17 protein-coding genes are annotated in these 18,450 nt (G+C 70.8%); 8 read left to right on the plus strand and 9 right to left on the minus strand.

Features of this window, described 5'->3' with window-relative positions:
• The first annotated feature begins 135 nt into the window (after positions 1 to 135).
• Together ACFYW7_RS18830 and ACFYW7_RS18835 are read left to right on the plus strand one after the other, a co-directional pair.
• Positions 136 to 1,233, plus strand: a complete 1,098-nt coding sequence (locus ACFYW7_RS18830; RefSeq protein ID WP_389503523.1) for a glycosyltransferase — start codon at positions 136 to 138, stop codon at positions 1,231 to 1,233.
• 94 nt (positions 1,234 to 1,327) lie between these two features.
• Positions 1,328 to 1,510 (plus strand): hypothetical protein, encoded by a 183-nt coding sequence (locus ACFYW7_RS18835; RefSeq protein ID WP_389503525.1) that lies wholly within the window; start codon positions 1,328 to 1,330, stop codon positions 1,508 to 1,510.
• A gap of 71 nt (positions 1,511 to 1,581) precedes the next feature.
• Here the strand turns inward: ACFYW7_RS18835 and ACFYW7_RS18840 are convergent, their stop codons facing one another.
• Positions 1,582 to 2,610, minus strand: a complete 1,029-nt coding sequence (locus ACFYW7_RS18840) for a hypothetical protein (RefSeq protein ID WP_389503529.1) — start codon at positions 2,608 to 2,610, stop codon at positions 1,582 to 1,584.
• A gap of 715 nt (positions 2,611 to 3,325) precedes the next feature.
• Between ACFYW7_RS18840 and ACFYW7_RS18845 the strand changes: the two genes are divergently transcribed.
• Complete coding sequence (locus tag ACFYW7_RS18845; protein ID WP_389503532.1) at positions 3,326 to 3,820, plus strand: DUF5959 family protein; 495 nt, start codon at positions 3,326 to 3,328, stop codon at positions 3,818 to 3,820.
• A gap of 100 nt (positions 3,821 to 3,920) precedes the next feature.
• Here ACFYW7_RS18845 and ACFYW7_RS18850 read toward each other — a convergent pair whose 3' ends face one another.
• Positions 3,921 to 4,682 (minus strand): phosphoglyceromutase, encoded by a 762-nt coding sequence (locus ACFYW7_RS18850; protein WP_389503534.1) that lies wholly within the window; start codon positions 4,680 to 4,682, stop codon positions 3,921 to 3,923.
• Positions 4,683 to 4,874: 192 nt separating this feature from the next.
• Between ACFYW7_RS18850 and ACFYW7_RS18855 the strand changes: the two genes are divergently transcribed.
• On the plus strand, positions 4,875 to 6,185 hold the full coding sequence (locus ACFYW7_RS18855; RefSeq protein WP_389503536.1) for an MDR family MFS transporter: 1,311 nt from the start codon (positions 4,875 to 4,877) through the stop codon (positions 6,183 to 6,185).
• 204 nt (positions 6,186 to 6,389) lie between these two features.
• Here the strand turns inward: ACFYW7_RS18855 and ACFYW7_RS18860 are convergent, their stop codons facing one another.
• Complete coding sequence (locus ACFYW7_RS18860; protein ID WP_389503743.1) at positions 6,390 to 6,824, minus strand: DUF2000 family protein; 435 nt, start codon at positions 6,822 to 6,824, stop codon at positions 6,390 to 6,392.
• Between the two features lie 175 nt (positions 6,825 to 6,999).
• Here ACFYW7_RS18860 and ACFYW7_RS18865 point away from each other — a divergent pair, with 175 nt between their 5' ends.
• Positions 7,000 to 7,791 (plus strand): AraC family transcriptional regulator, encoded by a 792-nt coding sequence (locus ACFYW7_RS18865; protein ID WP_389503538.1) that lies wholly within the window; start codon positions 7,000 to 7,002, stop codon positions 7,789 to 7,791.
• On the opposite strand, the gene ACFYW7_RS18870 is transcribed toward ACFYW7_RS18865, so the two are convergent.
• The 3 genes from ACFYW7_RS18870 to mshA form a co-directional block, all read right to left on the minus strand.
• Complete coding sequence (locus tag ACFYW7_RS18870; RefSeq protein ID WP_389503540.1) at positions 7,745 to 9,568, minus strand: glycosyl hydrolase family 28-related protein; 1,824 nt, start codon at positions 9,566 to 9,568, stop codon at positions 7,745 to 7,747. The two genes, ACFYW7_RS18865 and ACFYW7_RS18870, sit on opposite strands and share 47 nt — an antisense overlap.
• A gap of 137 nt (positions 9,569 to 9,705) precedes the next feature.
• Positions 9,706 to 10,197 carry a YbjN domain-containing protein gene (locus tag ACFYW7_RS18875; RefSeq protein ID WP_389503542.1) on the minus strand — a complete coding sequence of 164 codons (492 nt, stop codon included), beginning with the start codon at positions 10,195 to 10,197 and terminating at the stop codon, positions 9,706 to 9,708.
• A 229-nt stretch (positions 10,198 to 10,426) separates the two neighbouring features.
• Positions 10,427 to 11,764 (minus strand): D-inositol-3-phosphate glycosyltransferase, encoded by a 1,338-nt coding sequence (gene mshA, locus ACFYW7_RS18880; RefSeq protein ID WP_389503544.1) that lies wholly within the window; start codon positions 11,762 to 11,764, stop codon positions 10,427 to 10,429.
• 308 nt (positions 11,765 to 12,072) lie between these two features.
• On the opposite strand from mshA, the gene ACFYW7_RS18885 reads away from it, so the two are divergent.
• The 3 genes from ACFYW7_RS18885 to ACFYW7_RS18895 all read left to right on the plus strand — a co-directional run bounded on the left by ACFYW7_RS18885 (position 12,073) and on the right by ACFYW7_RS18895 (position 16,357).
• Positions 12,073 to 12,858, plus strand: coding sequence for a class I SAM-dependent methyltransferase (locus ACFYW7_RS18885; protein ID WP_389503546.1), 786 nt, complete (start codon positions 12,073 to 12,075; stop codon positions 12,856 to 12,858).
• Between the two features lie 624 nt (positions 12,859 to 13,482).
• Positions 13,483 to 14,580 (plus strand): NlpC/P60 family protein, encoded by a 1,098-nt coding sequence (locus ACFYW7_RS18890; RefSeq protein ID WP_389503548.1) that lies wholly within the window; start codon positions 13,483 to 13,485, stop codon positions 14,578 to 14,580.
• A gap of 448 nt (positions 14,581 to 15,028) precedes the next feature.
• The gene (locus tag ACFYW7_RS18895; protein ID WP_389503550.1) at positions 15,029 to 16,357 is read left to right on the plus strand and encodes a PP2C family protein-serine/threonine phosphatase; all 1,329 of its coding nucleotides are present in this window, start codon (positions 15,029 to 15,031) and stop codon (positions 16,355 to 16,357) included.
• 137 nt (positions 16,358 to 16,494) lie between these two features.
• Here ACFYW7_RS18895 and ACFYW7_RS18900 read toward each other — a convergent pair whose 3' ends face one another.
• From ACFYW7_RS18900 to ACFYW7_RS18910, 3 genes are all read right to left on the minus strand, one after another.
• Positions 16,495 to 16,833 (minus strand): DUF2516 family protein, encoded by a 339-nt coding sequence (locus ACFYW7_RS18900; RefSeq protein ID WP_389503552.1) that lies wholly within the window; start codon positions 16,831 to 16,833, stop codon positions 16,495 to 16,497.
• Between the two features lie 116 nt (positions 16,834 to 16,949).
• Positions 16,950 to 17,537: a hypothetical protein gene (locus ACFYW7_RS18905; RefSeq protein ID WP_389503554.1), complete on the minus strand. Its 588-nt coding sequence runs from the start codon at positions 17,535 to 17,537 to the stop codon at positions 16,950 to 16,952.
• A gap of 57 nt (positions 17,538 to 17,594) precedes the next feature.
• Positions 17,595 to 18,125: a helix-turn-helix domain-containing protein gene (locus ACFYW7_RS18910; RefSeq protein WP_389503556.1), complete on the minus strand. Its 531-nt coding sequence runs from the start codon at positions 18,123 to 18,125 to the stop codon at positions 17,595 to 17,597.
• Between the last annotated feature and the right edge of the window lie 325 nt (positions 18,126 to 18,450).

An 18,450-nucleotide genomic window follows, 5' to 3' on the forward strand; every position in this document is an offset into this window, starting at 1 on the left:
ACCACTGCTGGGCATTTGGGCACAGCGATGCGGGTGTCGTCAGATCCGATATCCGCTGACGAAAGCCGTGATCCCACCCGGTCCGACCAGGGTTACAGAGGCCGCCGCGGGCACGGCTCGCACCGGCGTCGGCTGGTGACGCAGGCAGCGGCTTCTCTGTTGGAGACCGCCGTGCTCCTCCCCGCCCGCAACGAGGAGGCCGGTGTTCTGCTGGCGTTGGAATCGCTGGCCGCGCAGACCACCCCGCCCGACTTGATCGTGGTCGTGGTCAACAACTCCTCCGACAAGACCGAGGAGTTCGCCCGCGAGTTCGCCGACCGCCCCGGTGTACCGCGCACCGTCGTCTTCAACCTGCCGGACAACCCGCACAAGAAGGCCGGCGCCCTCAACCACGGCATCGACTGGCTGAACCGGACCCCTGGTGGGCTCGCGTCCGCCGTGAAGTACCTGCTGGTCATGGACGCCGACACCAGTCTGCATCCGAAGTTCCTGGAACGAGCGCGCAACGTCATGGCCTCCGACCGGCGCGTGGGCGGACTCAGCGCGACCTGCCTCGGCCGCACAGGCCTGTGGAAGAACCTCTGGCAGCGCTACCTGCTGGGCATGCAGATCATGGAGTACGGCCGCTACGCGCGAGGCCGCTACCGCTTCGGCATCCACAGCATGTCGGGTGCCGGTTCCTTCTACCGCACCGAGGCTCTGCTGAGCATCCTGCGCTGGCGCGGCGAGGTGTTCTGGGAGGACCACGCCAATCTCGTGGAGGACTACGAGACGACGCTGGCGCTGAAGGAAGCGGGCTGGAAGGTCACGGCCAATCAGCACTGCATCGCCTACACCGACCTCATGCCCACTCTTCGGGAACTGATCGGTCAGCGGGAGCGCTGGGGACGCGGCACGGTGGACACCCTGCGCCGCCGCGGCTGGACGAAGTACACCTGGTTCTCCATCACCAGCATGGTGTTCGGCTTCGTCGGCTTCCTCTACACCCTGGTCTGGCTGGCCACCTGGACCGGCGTGATCGCGAGCAGCGGCTTCGTCCTGGATCCGGTCTGGCTGTGCCTGGTCGCCTTCTGGGTCGTGTACGCCGCCTTCCGCACCCGCCACCTGGGCTGGAAGGGCGTCCTGGTCGACGTACTGATGCTGCCGGGGCTGGTCTTCGCCACCGTGCGCGCGTACTGGTTCGTCACCTCGGTGCTCAAGTCGTACGCCACTCGCGTCTCCGCCTGGAAGTGACCGACAGACGGTCGCACTCGCACGCACCCCATTACCTGATGTGCATGATCCATCCACCAGAGGCGACCGACGGGTCGCCGAGAGGAACAAGAACATGAACTACCTCAGCGGCACCGGCACCGGAATCGTCGCCGGGACGGCCTCCCTCGCGGCCACCGGCACCTCGTCGACCGGCCTGATCATCGCGGCCAGCCTCGCCCTGGTCCTGGGCGGCCTGATGACCTACACCGCGGCCGTTCGCCGCCGGCGTCGTGATGCCCACGCGGCCGGTCACTGAGCTGAAGCCGATCAACGGCAGCAGCCCCCGGCCACTGGGTGTGGACGGGGGCTGTTGTGGTGCGGAGACGGTCAGAGAGCCTTGCCGTTGACGAACAGCGCCTTCGGACCGGTGGCGGTCCTCACGCCGTACTGGACGGCGCCGTACTGAACGACACCTTCCGTCACATCGCCTTCGGTGACGTCACCAGGCACGACCTCGCCTTCGACGATCGGACCGTCCGCGACGGCGCCATCGGTGATGGCGCCGGGCGTGACGACGTTGCTGTAGTCCGAGACCTTGTCGGCATTGGCATCGCGATCGCAGTCGGACGGGGTCTCCCCCGGAGCCGCGACCCAGTCACCCCACTGCACGTCGGCCAGAGGCGCGAACGCGTAGTCGCCGAAGTCGTAAGCAGCGAACGTGTAGCTGTCGAACGTGTAGTCGCCGAAGTTGTAGTCCCCGAACGACCAGTCACCGAACTTGGCCTCAGAGTCCCAGGTGGTGGCCCCGTCCTTGTAGGTCGGGTCCCCCTTCCAGCCGTTGAAGATGAAGCCGGTGTACTGGCTGTTCTTACGGGCGTCGACATCGATGTCGTAGCCGAGACTGCCGGTGCTGACGCCGGAGAGGCTGCCGGAGCGGGTGCCGGTGCGGGTGGAGGCGCGGCTGCCCGTGTGGGTCCCGACATGCGACCCGGTGCGGGTGCCGGTGCGCACGGCGGAACGCTCGCCGTCACGCGTGAAGATCTTCGGGTTCTTGACGCTGCCGGTGGTGACCGTGCAGGACAGCACCTGCGACACATTCTGCGTGGCCGACTGCGTGGCCGACTGGGTCGCCGACTGCGCGGCCGACTGCGTAGCCGTCTGGGCGGCCGACTGGGTGGCCGACTGCGTCAGCGCCTGCGTCGTCGCCTGCGTGGCGGTGAACACGAGGCTCTTTGCGTCGACGGCCTTCTGGAGCGCCGCGTTGTTGAGACCGAGGGCGGTCTGCACCTCGCCCTTACCGAGGAAGCCCTTGCCCGTGGTCAGGTCGATGCCCGTCGCCGCGACGGCGGAGGTCGTGCCCAGAGCGATCGCTGCAGAAGCAGCGACGCCGGTGGTGATGATGCCGCGTATGCGCATGTACTGGTTCTTTCGCCGTGCCGATGTCTGATTCCGCCACAAGTGGCGTTCGCGCGGCGGCCGGTGCGCTTTCCTCCGGGGCCAACTGACAGCCGAGGCAGCGCACCACGCCGCAACAGCCAATTGGCACACCCCGTGAAGCAAAAGTGAAGATCAGGCGAACAGTTCGTGACGATCTTGTGATGCATCTCGCGGGCGAGTCGGCTCCCATGGTCAGCACGGCACGAAGTGGAGGCGCTTCATGTCTGGCCTGGAAGCCGTCGACGGCCTCTGACGGCAGCCGCTCAAGACGTACTGGCGCGCGAGTTGCACGGCGCCGAAACGGCGAAGGGCCGGTCCGGGAGGCAACGCCTCCCGGACCGGCCCTTCTGTCTGCTCCTCCGGCGGGATCCGAACCTGTGACACCCGTGTCAGGAGTTCGACTCGCACCCGCTGTGGACGCCGGCGGCGACTGAAGTGACGGCCGGACAGGGTTGCCGGCGTACGCCCCGGCCGGTGTCGTCGATGTCGGCTGCGGATGTCAGAACCTTCTGATCCGTAGCTCTAGCCGGATCGGTCAGCAGCGGTCATACCGGCCGTCCCTGATGCCGTCCGGCCGGGAGCGGACCAGCAGAGCCGTGTCAGACGTCTATCCGAAGCGTCTCCACCCCGAACCGTGAGATCCGCGGACGGTCCGGCACGATGCTCGGACCTGGTCACTTCGGGGAGGGAATCCATGGACTCGACGGATGACGTCATCAATCTGATCCACCTGGCCGACAGGCCCGACACCAGCGGACACAGTGTCTCCGTGCGCATCCTGGGCCGTTATCAACCGGGAATTCTGACCGGTCACGACTTCCTCGAGTGCGAGATCGTCGTCACGACGGAATCCGTCAAAGGCAACTTCTCGGTGACTCTTCTCCCGGAGGACCTGGAGGACTGGGAGGACACCTTGGCGACCCTGGAGTCCGGGCGGTTCGCCATGTGGCTCACATCCGGGCGGACTCCTTCGATGAAGTTCAAGCCTGACGAGAGCGGCGGGCTCTGGGTGTCCGTGCACGACGGGCCGTCGTCAGGAGTCACTGTCACCCTCCCGTTGTTCGCGCCACCACCGAAGTGGGTCATCGAGCAGCGCGACCTGCTCGCCCAGGCCCGCGAGGCCTACCCCCGCGAGGTCGTCGAGACATCACCCGGCGCCTACGAGTGGCGGCGTGCTCGCACAGTCTGACGGCCCGACTGAGCAACTGACGGCCCACAGACGGCCCAGCCCCGCCAAAAAGCCCCCGTCCCGCGAGAAACTCGCGGGACGGGGGCTCGCCGGTGTCGCGTTACTTCTTCTTGCCCTGGTTCTTGACCGCCTCGATCGCGGCCGCTGCCGCGTCCGGGTCGAGGTAGGTGCCACCGGGGTTGAGGGGCTTGAAGTCGGCGTCCAGCTCATAGGAGAGGGGGATGCCGGTGGGGATGTTCAGGCCCGCGATGTCGGCGTCGGAGATGCCGTCGAGGTGCTTCACCAGGGCGCGCAGCGAGTTGCCGTGGGCCGCGACCAGGACCGTACGGCCGGTCAGCAGGTCCGGGACGATGCCGTCGAACCAGTACGGGAGCATGCGGACCACGACGTCCTTGAGGCACTCCGTCTGCGGGCGGACCTCCGGCGGCAGCGCCGCGTAGCGCGCGTCGTCGAACTGGGAGTACTCGGCGTCGCGGTCCAGCGCCGGCGGCGGGGTGTCGTACGAGCGGCGCCACAGCATGAACTGCTCCTCGCCGAACTCGGCGAGCGTCTGGGCCTTGTCCTTGCCCTGGAGGGCGCCGTAGTGACGCTCGTTCAGGCGCCAGCTCCGGTGGACCGGGATCCAGTGGCGGTCCGCGGACTCCAGCGCCAGCTGCGCGGTGCGGATCGCGCGCTTCTGGAGCGAGGTGTGGACCACGTCGGGCAGCAGGCCGGCGTCCTTGAGGAGCTCACCGCCGCGGACTGCCTCCTTCTCGCCCTTCTCGTTGAGGTTGACGTCCACCCAACCGGTGAACAGGTTCTTCGCGTTCCATTCGCTCTCGCCGTGGCGGAGGAGGATCAGCTTGTACGGTGCGTCGGCCATGGCTCCGAGCGTAATCGAACCCCGCGGCCGCTCGCGCATTCGGCCATCAGTCGGACACGGACCCCGTATCGCCGCCTCCCGTCTCCCGCCCCGACCTTCAGTTGACGGCATCTGCTAATTGAGTGGCCCTCCGGGGCAGCCCGCTCGTAAGTTGTGATCACCGCTCGAGCCGCTTACATCCGTGGGGGATCCATGCCAGCCGCCGTCCTGAGACGTGCCGTCCGTGAGACCGTCTCAGGGCTCCCCCGGGAGTACTGGTGGCTGTGGACCAGCACGCTGGTCAACCGGCTCGGGGCGTTCGTGGCCACCTTCATGGCCCTGTACCTGACCCTCGACCGCGGCTACTCCGCCTCGTACGCCGGTCTGGTCGCGTCCCTGCACGGCCTCGGCGGCGTGGTCTCCTCGCTGGCCGCCGGAGTGATGACCGACCGCTTCGGCCGGCGGCCCACCCTGCTCGTCGCGCAGGTGTCGACGGCCGCATCGGTCGCGCTGCTCGGCTTCATGCACCACCCGGTGGCCATCGCCGCGGTCGCCTTCCTGGTCGGTATGACCAGCAACGCCTCCCGGCCCGCCGTGCAGGCGATGATGGCCGACATCGTCCGGCCCGAGGACCGCGTCCGCGCCTTCTCCCTCAACTACTGGGCCATCAACCTCGGCTTCGCCGTCTCCTCGATGGGCGCCGGCTTCATCGCCGAGTACAGCTACCTCGCGGGCTTCCTCATCGAGGCCGGCATGACCCTCGTCTGCGCGCTCGTCGTCTTCGCCAAGCTCCCCGAGTCCAGGCCGGTGCGGGTCGCCAAGGAGACGGAACCCGCGGTCGGACTCGGGACCGTGCTGCGCGACGGACGCTTCATGAGCGTCGTCGGGCTGTCGTTCCTCGTCGCCCTGGTGTTCCAGCAGGGTTCCGTCGGACTGCCCGTCGCCATGGGCCGGGCCGGCTTCACCGCGGCCGACTACGGCACCGCGATCGCCGTCAACGGCATCCTGATCGTCGCCCTCCAGATCCCGGTCACCCGTTTCATCGAACACCGGGATCCCAAGCGGCTCCTGGTCATCTCGTCCGTGCTCGCCGGGTACGGCTTCGGGCTCACCGCCTTCGCCGGATCGGTGGGGGTCTTCATGCTCACCGTCTGCGTGTGGACCCTCGCCGAGATCGTCAACGCCCCGACGCAGACCGGGATCGTCGTCCGCCTCTCCCCCGTCCACGGCCGAGGCCGCTACCAGGGCATGTACACCCTCTCCTGGGCCCTCGCCGCGCTCATCGCCCCGGTGATGTCCGGTGTCGTCATCGACCGGTTCGGCGCGGCCTGGCTCTGGGCGCTGTGCGCGGTGGTCGGCACGGTCGCCGGTCTCGGGTACGGGCTGCTCATGCGACGGCTCCCTGCGGAGGAGTCGGTACAGGAACCGGTACGGGAGTCGTCCCGGGCTCCCGGGGCCGAGGTCGGCCCCACCGCGACGGAGGCCGTCGCCACGGCACCCCGTACGGAGGCGGCCCGGGCCTGAGGCCATCCCGGCCCCGGCCCTGGGCCCGGCCCCGGCCCCGGCGTCGGCGTCGGCGTCGGCGTCGGCGTCGGCGTCGGCGTCGGCGTCGGCGTCGGCGTCGGTGTCGGTGTCGGCCTCCAGGCGTACGTCCGCACCTCGGGAGCGCGTCCGCACTTCAGGAATCCATCCGCATGCCATGGATGGATTCGAGGATGGATCCGCAGGTCAGGGATGCATCCGCGCGCCCTTCGCCACCTTGTCCACCGCGTTCCGCGGTCCGTACACCGCGATCCCCACGAGGTCCAGTCCGCCGCTCGGCACGGCCCGTACGGCCGCGCGGTTGTCCCGGTCGTTGCCCGTGGCGAACAGGTCCGACGTGAAGACCGCCCGCGGCAGCGCCCGGGAGAGAGCGCGCCCGTGGGCCGCGGTCAGCGTCTCCTTCGACGCCTCGAAGACCAGCACGGGCTGGCGGAACATCGGCAGGTAGGAGACCCCGTCGGCGTCCTCGTACGGTTCCCCGATCACCTCGGGGACCTGCGTGCCCAGGCCGCTGACGAGGAACGCGGTCACGTTGAGCCGCTGCCAGGGCTCCAGGTCGTCGCGCAGGACGACGGCGATCTTGGTGTCGAACCGGACGGGCGCACCGGCCGAGGGACCCACCCCGCTCGCCCTGCTCCCGCCGGTCGCGCTGTTCTCGCCGGACGCCCTACTCCCGCTGGTCCCGCTGGTCCCGTTGCTCGCGCTGCTCTCGCTGCTCTCGCTGCTCTCGCTGCTCATGCTGCTCATGCGAGAAGACTGCCGACCCGCGTACGCACCCGTCTTGTACGTTCTTTGCATGGCCCCCCAGCGCGAGATCTCGGCATGGCGGCCGAGCGTCCCGGGCATCGTCGAGGTCTTCCACGCGCACTACACGGAGTACGCGTACCCGATGCACGTGCACGACGCCTGGACGCTGCTGATCGTCGACGCCGGGGCCGTCCGGTACGACCTCGACCGGCACGAGCACGGCACTCCCCGGGACACGGTGTCGCTGCTGCCGCCGCACATCCCGCACAACGGCGCGCCGGCCACCGAGCACGGTTTCCGCAAGCGGGTCCTCTACCTCGACGGTTCGCGCCTGGGCGACGACCTCATCGGGCCGGCCGTGGACGGGCCCGACCTGGTGGATCCCGTACTGCGGCGCCGCGTCGGCCAGTTGCACACGGCGCTCGCGCACCCCGGTGACGAACTGGAGGCCGACAGCAGGCTGACGCTGGTCTCGGAGCGGCTGCGCGGCCGGCTGCGTCCCCGGACCGCCGCCGCGCCCGCGCGCGCCGACCGGCCGCTCGCCCGCGAGCTGCGCGGGCTCCTCGACGAACGGCTCGTCGAGGGGATCGCCCTCGACGAGGCCGCGCGGCTCGTGCACGCCCATCCCGCCCACCTGGTCCGGGCCTTCAGCGGCGCGTTCGGCATCGCCCCGCACCAGTACCTGATGGCGCGCCGGGTGGACCGCGCCCGGCGCCTGCTGCTCGACGGACGGCCGCCCGTCGAGGTGGCCGCCGCGACCGGCTTCTACGACCAGTCCCACCTCACCCGCCATTTCAGGCGGCTGGTGGGGGTGACTCCGGGCCGGTACGCACGGTCGTGAGCCCGGAGACGCCGTCCCGCCCCGGAGGCGTCGTCCAGCGGCCGCGCTGGGCCTCGTACAGATTGCGCGGCCGTACGACGTCCGTCGTCCCGTACAGCTCCAGGCGGGCGTGCAGGTCGCCGGTGAAGTCGGGTACGTCGGTCTGGTCGAACTCGGTGACCTCGTTGACGCCGACGGTGGCGCTGCAGGGGGCCAGGCCGTCGATCTTCATCAGCCCCGCCCGGCCGTTGGTGACCCGGATGTTCCAGTGCGCGAAGCGTGCGCCGAACAGGGGCCCGGCGGAGGCGTCGCCGCCGTGCCGGCCGTCGTTGTCGACGGTGATGTCGGTGCGGACGTTCGCGAAGGGCAGGCCCCGGTGGGAGTCGAAGGTGCCCATCCGCATGTCGCCGCGCGACCAGACGTTGTACGAGGACAGGCCCTCGACGTTGATGCCGTGCAACTGGGTCCCGGCGGGCGCGGGGACGGTGCGTTCCTCGATGCCGAAGTCCTCGATCAGGTTGTCGTGCGAGCCCTCGCGGCAGAAGTACGGGTGGTGGGAGCCGCGTCCGGCGACCCTGGTGCGGCGCAGGGTGCAGGCGGAGGCGGCGACGAGGCCGAAGCCGTTGTCGACGTGGCGGACCGTGACGTCGTCCACCCAGCAGTCGTACGCGCACTGGAGGACGACTCCGTTGTAGCCCTTGTCGAGCAGGTGCGGGGACTGCGGGGTCTCCACCGCCTCCAGGGTCAGCCCCTCCACTCCGGAGCCGGTCAGCTCCGCCACATGGGTGGTCAGTCTCGGGTCCCACTCCGGGCGTACGTCGAGCGGGAGGGGGCGTTCCAGGGTCACCCTGCGGCCGCGTACGCGCGCGATGCGGACGGGCCACTCGTAGGGGAGGTACGAGGTCAGCTTGGTCTTGTCGTCCCAGGAGTACGCCTGAGGGCCCGGGCCGCCGCCCGACATGTGCTCCAGGAGGGTGTGGTCCGCGTCGTCGGCGAGGCGGAGCAGGACGAGCGTGCCGGGGCGCAGCTTCGAGGGGTCCGCGACGGTCACGGTCCAAGAGCCCTGGCGTGCGGGTTCGACCGTCGTGAGGGTCTGCCAGGTGTCGCGCGCGTTGCCGGTCCAGCCCTCGAAAGGCCAGGCCCTCGCCCTGATGGCGGCGACGAGGGAGTCCCGACGGGCCGTGGGTGCCAGCCAGACGAGGCCGCCCGCCCAGGACCAGGACGACTTGTCGCCGCCGTAGCGCGATCCGTAGACACCGATCAGCTCGGTGAGGTTCCTGGTCGCGAACAGCTTCGTACGGCCGCTGCCGGCGCCGCGGAGGACCACGTTCGAGTGACCGACGCGAATGACGTCGTCGATGCGGAACGTCCCGGGCGGGATGGTGACCGTGCCACCGCCGGCCCTTCCGGCGGCGGCGATGGCACGGTTGATCGCGGGGGCGCAGTCCGTCGTGCCGTCGTCGGCCACGGCACCGTGGTCACGGATGTCGGTCACGACGGGGCGACGGGGCAGCCGTGCCGCGCCCCCGTGCGCGCCGGCCCTCCCGACGTACGGGATCTGCGGGTGGGTGAATGGGGACCTGACGAACTCGCGCCAGATCGCCGGGACTTCACCCGGCCGAGCAAGGTCGCCCGGCGCGGTGAGGTCGCCGGGCGCTGCTCCCGACGCGGCGGTCGGCGCCGTCGCCGCGCCGGTCACGGCGGTGGCCGCCACGGCCGTGGCGCTGCCGAGCAACGCGCGTCTGGTGATCCCCTGGTGCCCGTGGTGCCGCCTGTGGTTCCCGTGCCCGTCGGTCATGCCGCCCGTCCTTCCATGGGACTCTCAACTTTTCATGGATGTGAACGACGTTCAGGTCTGCGTCGGCGGTGAGCATGCCAGTAGGAACCCGGGCAGGGAAGGGGGCGCGCGTTGCGTGAACGAGTAAGGGAGGAGCGTCAGTTGGCGGGACGCTGGGTCAGATGCGTGAACGCGTCCAGATTGCGCGTCGGCTCACCCCGGGAGACCCGCCAGGCGTACTCCTTGCGAATCGCGGAGGCGAAACCGAGTTCCAGGAGGGTGTTGAACGAGCCGTCGGCGGCTTCGAGGACGGACCCGAGCAGACGGTCCACCTCCTGAGGGGTGACGGCCGTCAACGGCAGCTTGCCCACCAGGTACACGTCTCCCAGGGAGTCGACCGCGTAGGCGACGCCGTAGAGCTTGAGGTTGCGCTCCAGGAGCCAGCGGTGGACCGCTTCGTGGTTCTCGTCGGGGTGACGGATCACGAACGCGTTCAGGGACAGCGTGTGGCGGCCGACGATGAGCGAGACCGTCGTCGAGAGCTTGCGGGTGCCGGGCAGTTTCACCACGTACGAGCCCGCCTTGGGACTCTCCCACTCCAGCTCGGCCTCGGAGAGGACCTGCTCGATGATCGACGCCACGTCAGCCATGAGGCGAGCGTACGTGACCCTCGGCGGGGGTGACATGCCGGTCGGACCTGGTGCGGTCGCGCCAGGAGCGGCGCGGATGTCGGGCGAGGCGGGTCCGGCCGTGCGGCGCGCGGGTCGAGCGCTCGATGGCAGGCGTGCCCGGCACACGGGTCCGGCGGGACGGGTCCGACGGCACGGGACGGCAAGCGTGCCCGGGCGCCACGGCCCGGGTCCGGTGCGCCCGGAACCGTCAGGCGTGGCCCGCCCGCACCCGGCGCCGGTGGTCCTGCGCCGCCGCGGTGTACACGTCCGCCGTCGCCGCCGCGGCGGTGTCCCAGCCGAAGCGCTCCGCGTGCCGGGCCGCGGCGGCGCCCATCCGGGACACGAGGGTCGCGTCGTCGGCGAAATCGCGCAGCACGCGCGCGTAGTCGGCCGGGTGGTGACCGGGCACGAGGAAACCGGTCTCCTGGTGCCGGACGGCCACCGGCAGGCCGCCGACCTCGGCCGCGAGCACGGGTGTGCCGGTCGCCTGCGCCTCGATGGCGACCAGCCCGAAGGACTCGCTGTACGAGGGCATCACCAGGACCGACGCGGCCCGGAACCAGTCCGCGAGCTGTTCCTGCCCGACGGGCGGCCGGAACCGTACGACATCGGCGATCCCCAGCCGCGCGGCCAGCTTCTGGAGCCCTTCGGGCTTGGCCAGCCCGCTGCCACTCGGACCGCCCACCACGGGGACGACCATCCTGCCGCGCAGCTCCGGCCGCTCGTCGAGGAGCACGGCGACCGCGCGCAGCAGCACGTCCGGGGCCTTCAGGGGCTGTATGCGGCCCGCGAAGAGCGGGATGAGGGCGTCCTGCGGCAGGCCCAGCCGGGCGCGGGCGGCGGCACGGCCGTCGGCGGGGCAGAAGCGGTCGAGGTTGACGCCCGGGTGGACGACGGCGACGTTGCCCGTCTCGGCCTCGTAGTGGCGGACGAGCTCGTCCGCCTCCTCCGCGGTGTTCGCGATCAGGCGGTCGGCGGCGCGCACGATCTGCGTCTCACCGATGACACGGGCGGCGGGCTCGGGGGTGTCGCCCTCGGCGAGCGCCGCGTTCTTGACCTTGGCCATGGTGTGCATCGCGTGCACCAGGGGCGCGCCCCAGCGCTCGGCGGCCAGCCAGCCGACGTGACCGGACAGCCAGTAGTGCGAGTGCACGAGGTCGTAGTAGCCGGGGCGGTGCCCGGCCCAGGCCCGCATGACTCCGTGGGTGAACGCGCAGAGCTGGGCCGGCAGGTCCTCCTTGGCGAGGCCTTCGTAGGGGCCCGCGTCGATGTGCCGGACGAGGACACCCGGGGCCAGCTCGACGGTCGGCGGGAGTGCCGCGGAGGTGGCCCGCGTGAAGATCTCGACCTCGATGTTGATCGCGGCGAGCCGCTGGGCGAGTTCCACGATGTAGACGTTCATCCCGCCCGCGTCGCCCGTTCCGGGCTGGTGCAGGGGCGAGGTGTGCACGGAGAGCATCGCCACGCGCCGGGGCCTGCGGTGCAGCCTGAGCCGTGAGGGTGTCGCCGGGGAACGGCGCCCGAGCCTGCTGACGTACTGGCTCACGTGGCGTTCCTCCTCGCTGCGGGCATGCCTGTCGGAGGACGTGTAACGCCCTCCAGGGGGTGGAACGCCGGAGCCCCTCGCTCCATTTCCTCTTTGCCGAATCATTGCCAGTAGTCGCTCAACCGTTCGACTCGGATGGGCGTCTACTTCTCCGTCCCTCGGGTTTTCCACAGCCTGCTGAAGCTCGACCGGAGGTTGTCCACAGGCTCACCCGGCGCTCGTCGGCGGCGCCTACTCTCGTACGCATGGCAACCCGCGCAGCGTCCCTCCCCCACTCTCGGCTTCGCTCGAGCGGGAGCACCCCCGTCGTGGGTACGGTGACACGCGGGACGACGAACCCCAACCGCCTGCGCCGCATGGACCGCTGGATCGCCGCGGTCCACGGCGCCGAGCTCCGCGGGACGCCGGAACCGGTGGCGATCGATCTCGGCTACGGCGCCGCGCCGTGGACCGCGGTCGAGCTGCTGGCCCGCCTGCGCACCGCCGCACCCCGCACCCGCGTCTTCGGCATCGAGATCGAACCGGCCCGGGTCGCCGCCGCCCGACCGTACGAACGCGAGGGCCTCGCCTTCCGGCACGGCGGCTTCGAGGTCCCCGTGCCGGGCAGGCCGCACCTGATCCGGGCGGCGAACGTGCTCCGCCAGTACGACGAGGAGCAGGTCGCCGAGGTCTGGCAGCGGCTGCGCGCACGGCTGGCGCCGGCGGGCCACGGCTCCCGGGGCGGACTGCTCGTCGAGGGCACCTGCGACGAGATCGGCCGACGGCACGTCTGGGTCGCGCTCGGCCCGGAGGGCCCGCGCACGGTCACCTTCGCCACCCGGCTCGGCTCCCTCGACCGCCCGTCCGACCTGGCCGAGCGCCTGCCGAAAGCCCTCATCCACCGCAACGTCCCGGGCGAGCCGGTGCACGCCTTCCTGCGCGACTTCGACCACGCCTGGGCGGCGGCGGCGCCGTATGCCGCGTACGGCGCCAGGCAGCGCTGGATACGCACGGTCCGCGACCTGAAGGCCGACTGGCCGGTCACGGACGGGATCACCCGCTGGCGCCAGGGCGAAGTGACCGTGCGCTGGGAGTCGTTGGCCCCCCGCACCTGACCGGCCCCGGCAACGACGGGCCGGCGGCGGCCGGGTGACGGCCGTCTCGGACCCGGACGCGGACGTCTTGGTCCAGGACCTCGGACGCCGTGGTCCGGGGCTGCGGACGCCGTGGTCCGGCGCCGCGGACGTCCCGGTCCGGGGCGGCGGCCCGTACGGGACCGGACGGCGAACCCGATCCGACCAGGACGCGGACCCGACGCGCCCGAGGCACGGACCTGTGCACCGCCGCGGATCGGGCCTGCCCACGCCGGGCCCCGGAGCCCGCCCACCCGGGACCCTCGGGCCCCGACGGTCTAGGCGGGCCAGACGGGCCAGACGGTCTAGGCGGGCCAGGCGGGCCGGACGAAGCCGTCGACACGGGGAAGCCCGGGATCATGGGCTCGGGCGACCGGGACTCGACCGAGGCGCGTACCACGGGGAACGATCTCGATGAGTCACACGTCACACAGCCGGAGGGACGGGACGGTCTTGCCGAAGCGGGCCCGGGGGAAGGGAGTTCATGCCCTGCCCCCCGGGCGGGGGAAGGAGTTCTTGCCCGGCTCTGTCGCATTGCGCGGCGGCATGGCACGATCCCCGAGGCGGCCATAAGTTACTGACGGTAAATCAGCTGGGGGCGGAGTAATGGGATCCGGCAAGCGGAGTCTGACCATGGCGGCCATGGCACTGACCTGCGTGTGCTTCTGCGCGGTGCTGGCGACATCAGGGCCGGCCTATGCGAGCCCGACCCCCACACCGACACCGGCCCCGACCGGAACACCGACGGCGACCCCCGGGCCGGTGAGCAACAAGGATCTCGAAGCGGTCCGCGAGAAGCTGGAGAAGCTCTATCACGAGGCGGCGGTCGCCACGGACGCGTACAACGCCGCCGAGGAGAAGGCCGCGAAGCAGTCCGCCGAGATCGTCGATCTGGCCCGGGAGATCGTCAGGGGCCAGGCGAAGCTGGACGACCTGAAGGACCGCGCGGGTGCCGCGGCCCGCGCGCAGTACCGGGGCGGCGGGCTGCCGCCGGCGGCACGGCTGTGGCTGAGCGACGACCCGCAGCAGTTCCTCGACGACGCGGGAAGCGTGCGCCAGGGCGAGCACGCCACCAAGGGGCTGCTGGGCGAGCTGGCGCGCACCCAGCAGGACCTGGAGCAGTACGAGAAGGACGCCTCCGCGCAGTGGCGCAAGCTGGAGGCCAACCGCGAGGACAAGGCCGAGGCCAAGAAGAAGATCAAGAAGCGGATCTCCGACGCCGAGAAGCTGGAGTCCCAGCTGGAGAAGGAGGAACGGGAGCGGCTGGCGAAGCTGGAGGAGGAGGCCGCGCACCAGGCGCAGTCGGTCTGGCTGAGCTCCGGTGTCCTCGCGGACATCAAGAGCGAGGCGTCCGAACAGGGCAAGCAGGCCGTGAAGTACGCGACCGACCAGATCGGCAAGCCGTACGAGTGGGGCGCCGAGGGCCCGAAGACGTTCGACTGCTCGGGACTCACCTCCCAGGCCTGGGCGTCCGCCGGCAGGCCCATCCCCCGCACCTCGCAGGAGCAGTGGAAGCAGCTCGGGCACGTCGCGGTGAAGGACATGCGCCCGGGCGACCTGGTCATCTACTTCGACGACGCCAGCCACGTGGGCATGTACATCGGGGACGGTGCCGTCGTGCACGCCCCACGGCCCGGGCGGACGGTGACGATCGCGGGAGCCGGTTCGATGCAGATCCTCGGGGTCGTACGGCCGGACGCGTAGGGGCACCCGCGGCGAACCCTCCGAGCCGAGCTCAAGCCCGAGCCCGAGTTCGTACCGGCACCCGCACCCGCACCCGCACCCGGGCAGGATCCGCCGGTCCGCACGACGCTCACGCGTCACGGCTCGCGGGTCACGACTCACGGCTCGCGCGTCACCACTCACGTCCACCGCTCGCGCCCCACGGCACCCCACCCCGCGTGACCCACCCCACGTGACTCACCACACGGTTGTGCCTCGCTCGCAACCTCGGGGACGTGACCTTCGTCATCCCTGGCAGGGGCGTGTCCTGTCCAAATGCGTTACGGGATGCGGCATATGACGGTGGCCCTTTGCCCGACGCCGCGCCGTACGCCATTCCGTTGCGGCACCGCCGGACGCTATGGTCCCCGTCGGTGGGTCGAGGTCCTTCGCCCACCACGCCCTCGGGGGGAGGGAAGGAACCCAGACGATGCCCGTACCCGTACCGCGGCAGAGAGCGATCCCGGCCGTGGAGAGTGGTCAGGCTCGAGCCGTGTTCTCACCCGGCGGCCCATCCGGAGAAACCGCCGGCGGCCCCGCCGGGACAGCACCGGAGCCTCGCGCCACGACCCCGGTCCCCAGCACCACCAACCTGACCCTCCTGGTCATCGAGGACGACCCGGCGGGTTCGCTCGGTGTGCCCGAGATGCTCGACGCGGCCGGCAAGCCGATCCGCATCCGTACCGCCCGCAACCTCACCGAGGCCGAGCGGCTGCTCACGGACGACGTCCACTGCATCCTGCTGGACCTCGCGCTGCCCGCGCCGGGCCGGTCGGCGGACAGCGCCGACGAGCTGGCGACGCTCAAGCACGTCCTGCGGCTCGCGCCCGGACACGCCGTCCTCGCGCTCACCGCGTCCGGTGACGCCGAGCGCGGCACGGAGGCGGTGCGCGTCGGCGCCCAGGACTACCTCTTCCGCGACGAACTGGACAGCCGGCTGCTGAGCCGGGCGATCCGCTACGCGGTGGAGCGGAAGCGTTCCGACAAGGCCGAGCGACGGCTCACCGAGTCCAAGCTGCGGGCCCAGGAGAACGCCCGTCTGGAGCGCGGTCTGCTGCCGACCCCGCTGCTGGAGGGTTCCCCGCTGCGGTTCGCCGCGCGCTACCGTCCGGGCCGCTCCCGAGCGCTGCTCGGCGGCGACTTCTACGACACCGTGCGCACGTCCGACGGCACGGTGCACGCGATGATCGGCGACGTCTGCGGGCACGGGCCCGACGAGGCGGCGCTCGGTGTGGAACTGCGCATCGCCTGGCGCGCGCTGACGTTCGCGGGCCTGTGCGGCGACGAACTCCTGTCGACGCTCCAGCAGGTCCTGGAGCACGAGCGCGAGAGCGACGAGATCTTCGCGACGCTGTGCACCGTGGACATCGCGCCGGACGGCCGCCGCGCCGGGCTCTGCCTGGCCGGTCACCCGTCGCCGCTGATCGCCCGCCCGGGCCGGCCCGCCGAACTGCTGCCGTACGCGAACAACGGCCCCGCGCTCGGTCTGCTCCCGAACGCCCGCTGGCCGCGCATGCAGGTGGAACTGGGTGCCGCGTGGAGCCTGATGCTCTACACCGACGGCCTGATCGAGGGCCACACCGGCGTGGGCAAGGAACGCCTGGGCCAGGACGGCATGGTGGAGATGGTCCGCCGTCAGCTCGCCCAGGGTCTGCAGGGCGAGGAGTTGCTGCGCGCGGCCGTGAACGAGGTGCGCGAGCTCAACGGCGGGGAACTGGCGGACGACGTGGCCGTGCTGCTGCTGGACCGGATGCCTTGACGGGCAGCTGAGGGGGCGGCCACGGGGGACGCGCGGGAAGCGGCATCCGCCGCTTCCCGGGACCGGCCTGGGCCTTCCCGGGACCTGCCCGACCGTCCACCGCGCACCTGCGCGAAAGAGACGCCGCGGGGACGGACCTATCGGCCGCCGTTGTACGGGCCGTACGGACCGTCGCTGCTGCTTCCGCCGCGGCGGCCACGACCGCCGCCGGAGACCTGGCGCAGTGCGGGGCGGACGTCGACGAAGAAGACGATGGTGGCGATCAGGCCCGCGATCTGCAGGAACAGCATCTGCAGCCAAAGGTCCACCACCACCGTGATGCCGAGGATGATCAGCCAGAACACCTTGTTCTGCTTGTCGGCGGCTCGGTAGGCATCCTCACGGGCGACCGCGGCCATGACCAGCGCCACCAGGGCAAGCACGAACATGGCTGCGTAGATCAGCCACATCAGGCCGCCGAATGCCGTCATCAGCACAATGCCACCGCCCGGTTCGAGTCGTCTCTACGGCCACCGTACCCGGAGAACGGGCCGGGAACTCGGAGAGTGCCCGGCCCGTCCGCGCAAGGCGGAGTGGTCCTGCCGCCGCTCGCCTACTTCGCGGGCGGGGTGGTCTTCTTGGCGACCGGCTTGCGGATCGGGGTCTTCTTCGCCGGGGTCTTCTTGGCGGAGGTGTCCTCGGCGGCGGCCGCCGGCTTCACCTCTTCCTTGACCTCGACCGGCTCGGCCTTCGGCTCGACGACGATGGCGAGTTCCTCGATCTCCTCGGCGGCCTCGCCGCGCCAGGTCCGCACGGTCTGCTCGCCGTGCTCGGCGACCTTCTCGTACGTCTCCCGGGCCTTGACGGCGTACTCGGCGGCGACTCCGACACCCCGCAGGGCGAAGTCCTGGGCGGACTCACCGAGCTTCTTCAGATCGGTGTCGAGGGTGCTGAGGATCTCCGTCACCTTGGTCTGCAGGCTCTCCTGCGCCACCTTGGCGCGGGCGGTGGCCTTCTCCTGGACGGCGTTCGGGTCGATGTTCTTCACGGTGTCGATGCGCGCCGGGGCCTCGGCGCGGATCTGCTCCACGATGCCGGGGACCTTCTTCGCCTGCTGCACGGCCAGGTCGGCGGTGCCGGCGAGGAAGTAGAGCGGCGTCGGGTCCGTGGCGGCCTTGCGGATGTCATCGGTGATGGCCATGACGATGGTCCTCCCGTAATTCGCTTTCAGCTGAGGGTTTCGGTGATCCGCATGCGGTCAACTCGCGGTCTGCTGCGGACCGGCATCGCTGCCGTCGGCCGTGCGGGGGCCTCGGACGGCGGTGTCCGGTGAAGGCTGGGCGTCCTGTATGTCCTGAACCGCGGGTGCGTCGGCGCCCTGACCGGCATCGGTCCCCGGCGCCTTCGTGCCGTGAGCGGTCTCGTCCGCCGTCGCGACCTCGAATCCGTTCTCCTTGCGGAAGGACTCGTAGATCTGGAGCAGCACCTGCTTCTGCCGTTCGTTCAGCGTGGGATCGGCGAGGATGACCGCACGCGTCTCCACCTCGTCCCGGTCCCGCTCGGCGTCGAGAATTCCGGCCCGCACGTACAGCGTCTCGGCGGAGATCCGCAGCGCCTTGGCGACCTGCTGGAGCACCTCCGCGCTCGGCTTGCGCAGCCCGCGCTCGATCTGGCTCAGATACGGATTGGACACCCCGGCGGCGTCGGCGAGCTGCCGCAGCGACAGTTGCGCGGTGCGCCGCTGTTCCCGCAGATACTCACCAAGGTTGCCGACGTTGAGCGATGCCATGCCCCCACCTTGCCGCACCCGCGCTAACTTTTGCAAGCAGCCGCTTGCAAAAGTGTGCCGGGCCACTCCGCGCCCCCTCGCCCTCCGACCCGTCACGGCCACCGCCACACCACCGCCCCGCCACCGCCGACCTTTCACCGCCGCCGGCCACACGCCGGCCCGTCACGGCCGTCGGGCCCGGGCCGACCCGGCCCGGCTTCTGCCCGAGTCACCGTTCCCGACGTCTCGAAACGTCAAAACACCATTTTGAACCACCGGCACCCCCTCGCCCTCCGCCTTCTCGGGAATTCGGTATTGCCCAGGCGTACGGATAGGCATTACGGTT

This window comes from Streptomyces sp. NPDC002580, assembly GCF_042889485.1.
Classification (GTDB): domain Bacteria; phylum Actinomycetota; class Actinomycetes; order Streptomycetales; family Streptomycetaceae; genus Streptomyces.

Excerpts from the sequence above, each read along its gene's own strand:
- ACFYW7_RS18835 (WP_389503525.1), top strand. The coding sequence starts at position 1,328 with ATGAACTACCTCAGCGGCACCGGCACCGGAATCGTCGCCGGGACGGCC.
- ACFYW7_RS18840 (WP_389503529.1), bottom strand. The coding sequence starts at position 2,610 with ATGCGCATACGCGGCATCATCACCACCGGCGTCGCTGCTTCTGCAGCG.
- ACFYW7_RS18845 (WP_389503532.1), top strand. The coding sequence starts at position 3,326 with ATGGACTCGACGGATGACGTCATCAATCTGATCCACCTGGCCGACAGG.
- ACFYW7_RS18850 (WP_389503534.1), bottom strand. The coding sequence starts at position 4,682 with ATGGCCGACGCACCGTACAAGCTGATCCTCCTCCGCCACGGCGAGAGC.
- ACFYW7_RS18855 (WP_389503536.1), top strand. The coding sequence starts at position 4,875 with ATGCCAGCCGCCGTCCTGAGACGTGCCGTCCGTGAGACCGTCTCAGGG.
- ACFYW7_RS18865 (WP_389503538.1), top strand. The coding sequence starts at position 7,000 with ATGGCCCCCCAGCGCGAGATCTCGGCATGGCGGCCGAGCGTCCCGGGC.
- ACFYW7_RS18870 (WP_389503540.1), bottom strand. The coding sequence starts at position 9,568 with ATGACCGACGGGCACGGGAACCACAGGCGGCACCACGGGCACCAGGGG.
- ACFYW7_RS18875 (WP_389503542.1), bottom strand. The coding sequence starts at position 10,197 with ATGGCTGACGTGGCGTCGATCATCGAGCAGGTCCTCTCCGAGGCCGAG.
- ACFYW7_RS18890 (WP_389503548.1), top strand. The coding sequence starts at position 13,483 with ATGGGATCCGGCAAGCGGAGTCTGACCATGGCGGCCATGGCACTGACC.
- ACFYW7_RS18895 (WP_389503550.1), top strand. The coding sequence starts at position 15,029 with ATGCCCGTACCCGTACCGCGGCAGAGAGCGATCCCGGCCGTGGAGAGT.
- ACFYW7_RS18905 (WP_389503554.1), bottom strand. The coding sequence starts at position 17,537 with ATGGCCATCACCGATGACATCCGCAAGGCCGCCACGGACCCGACGCCG.
- ACFYW7_RS18910 (WP_389503556.1), bottom strand. The coding sequence starts at position 18,125 with ATGGCATCGCTCAACGTCGGCAACCTTGGTGAGTATCTGCGGGAACAG.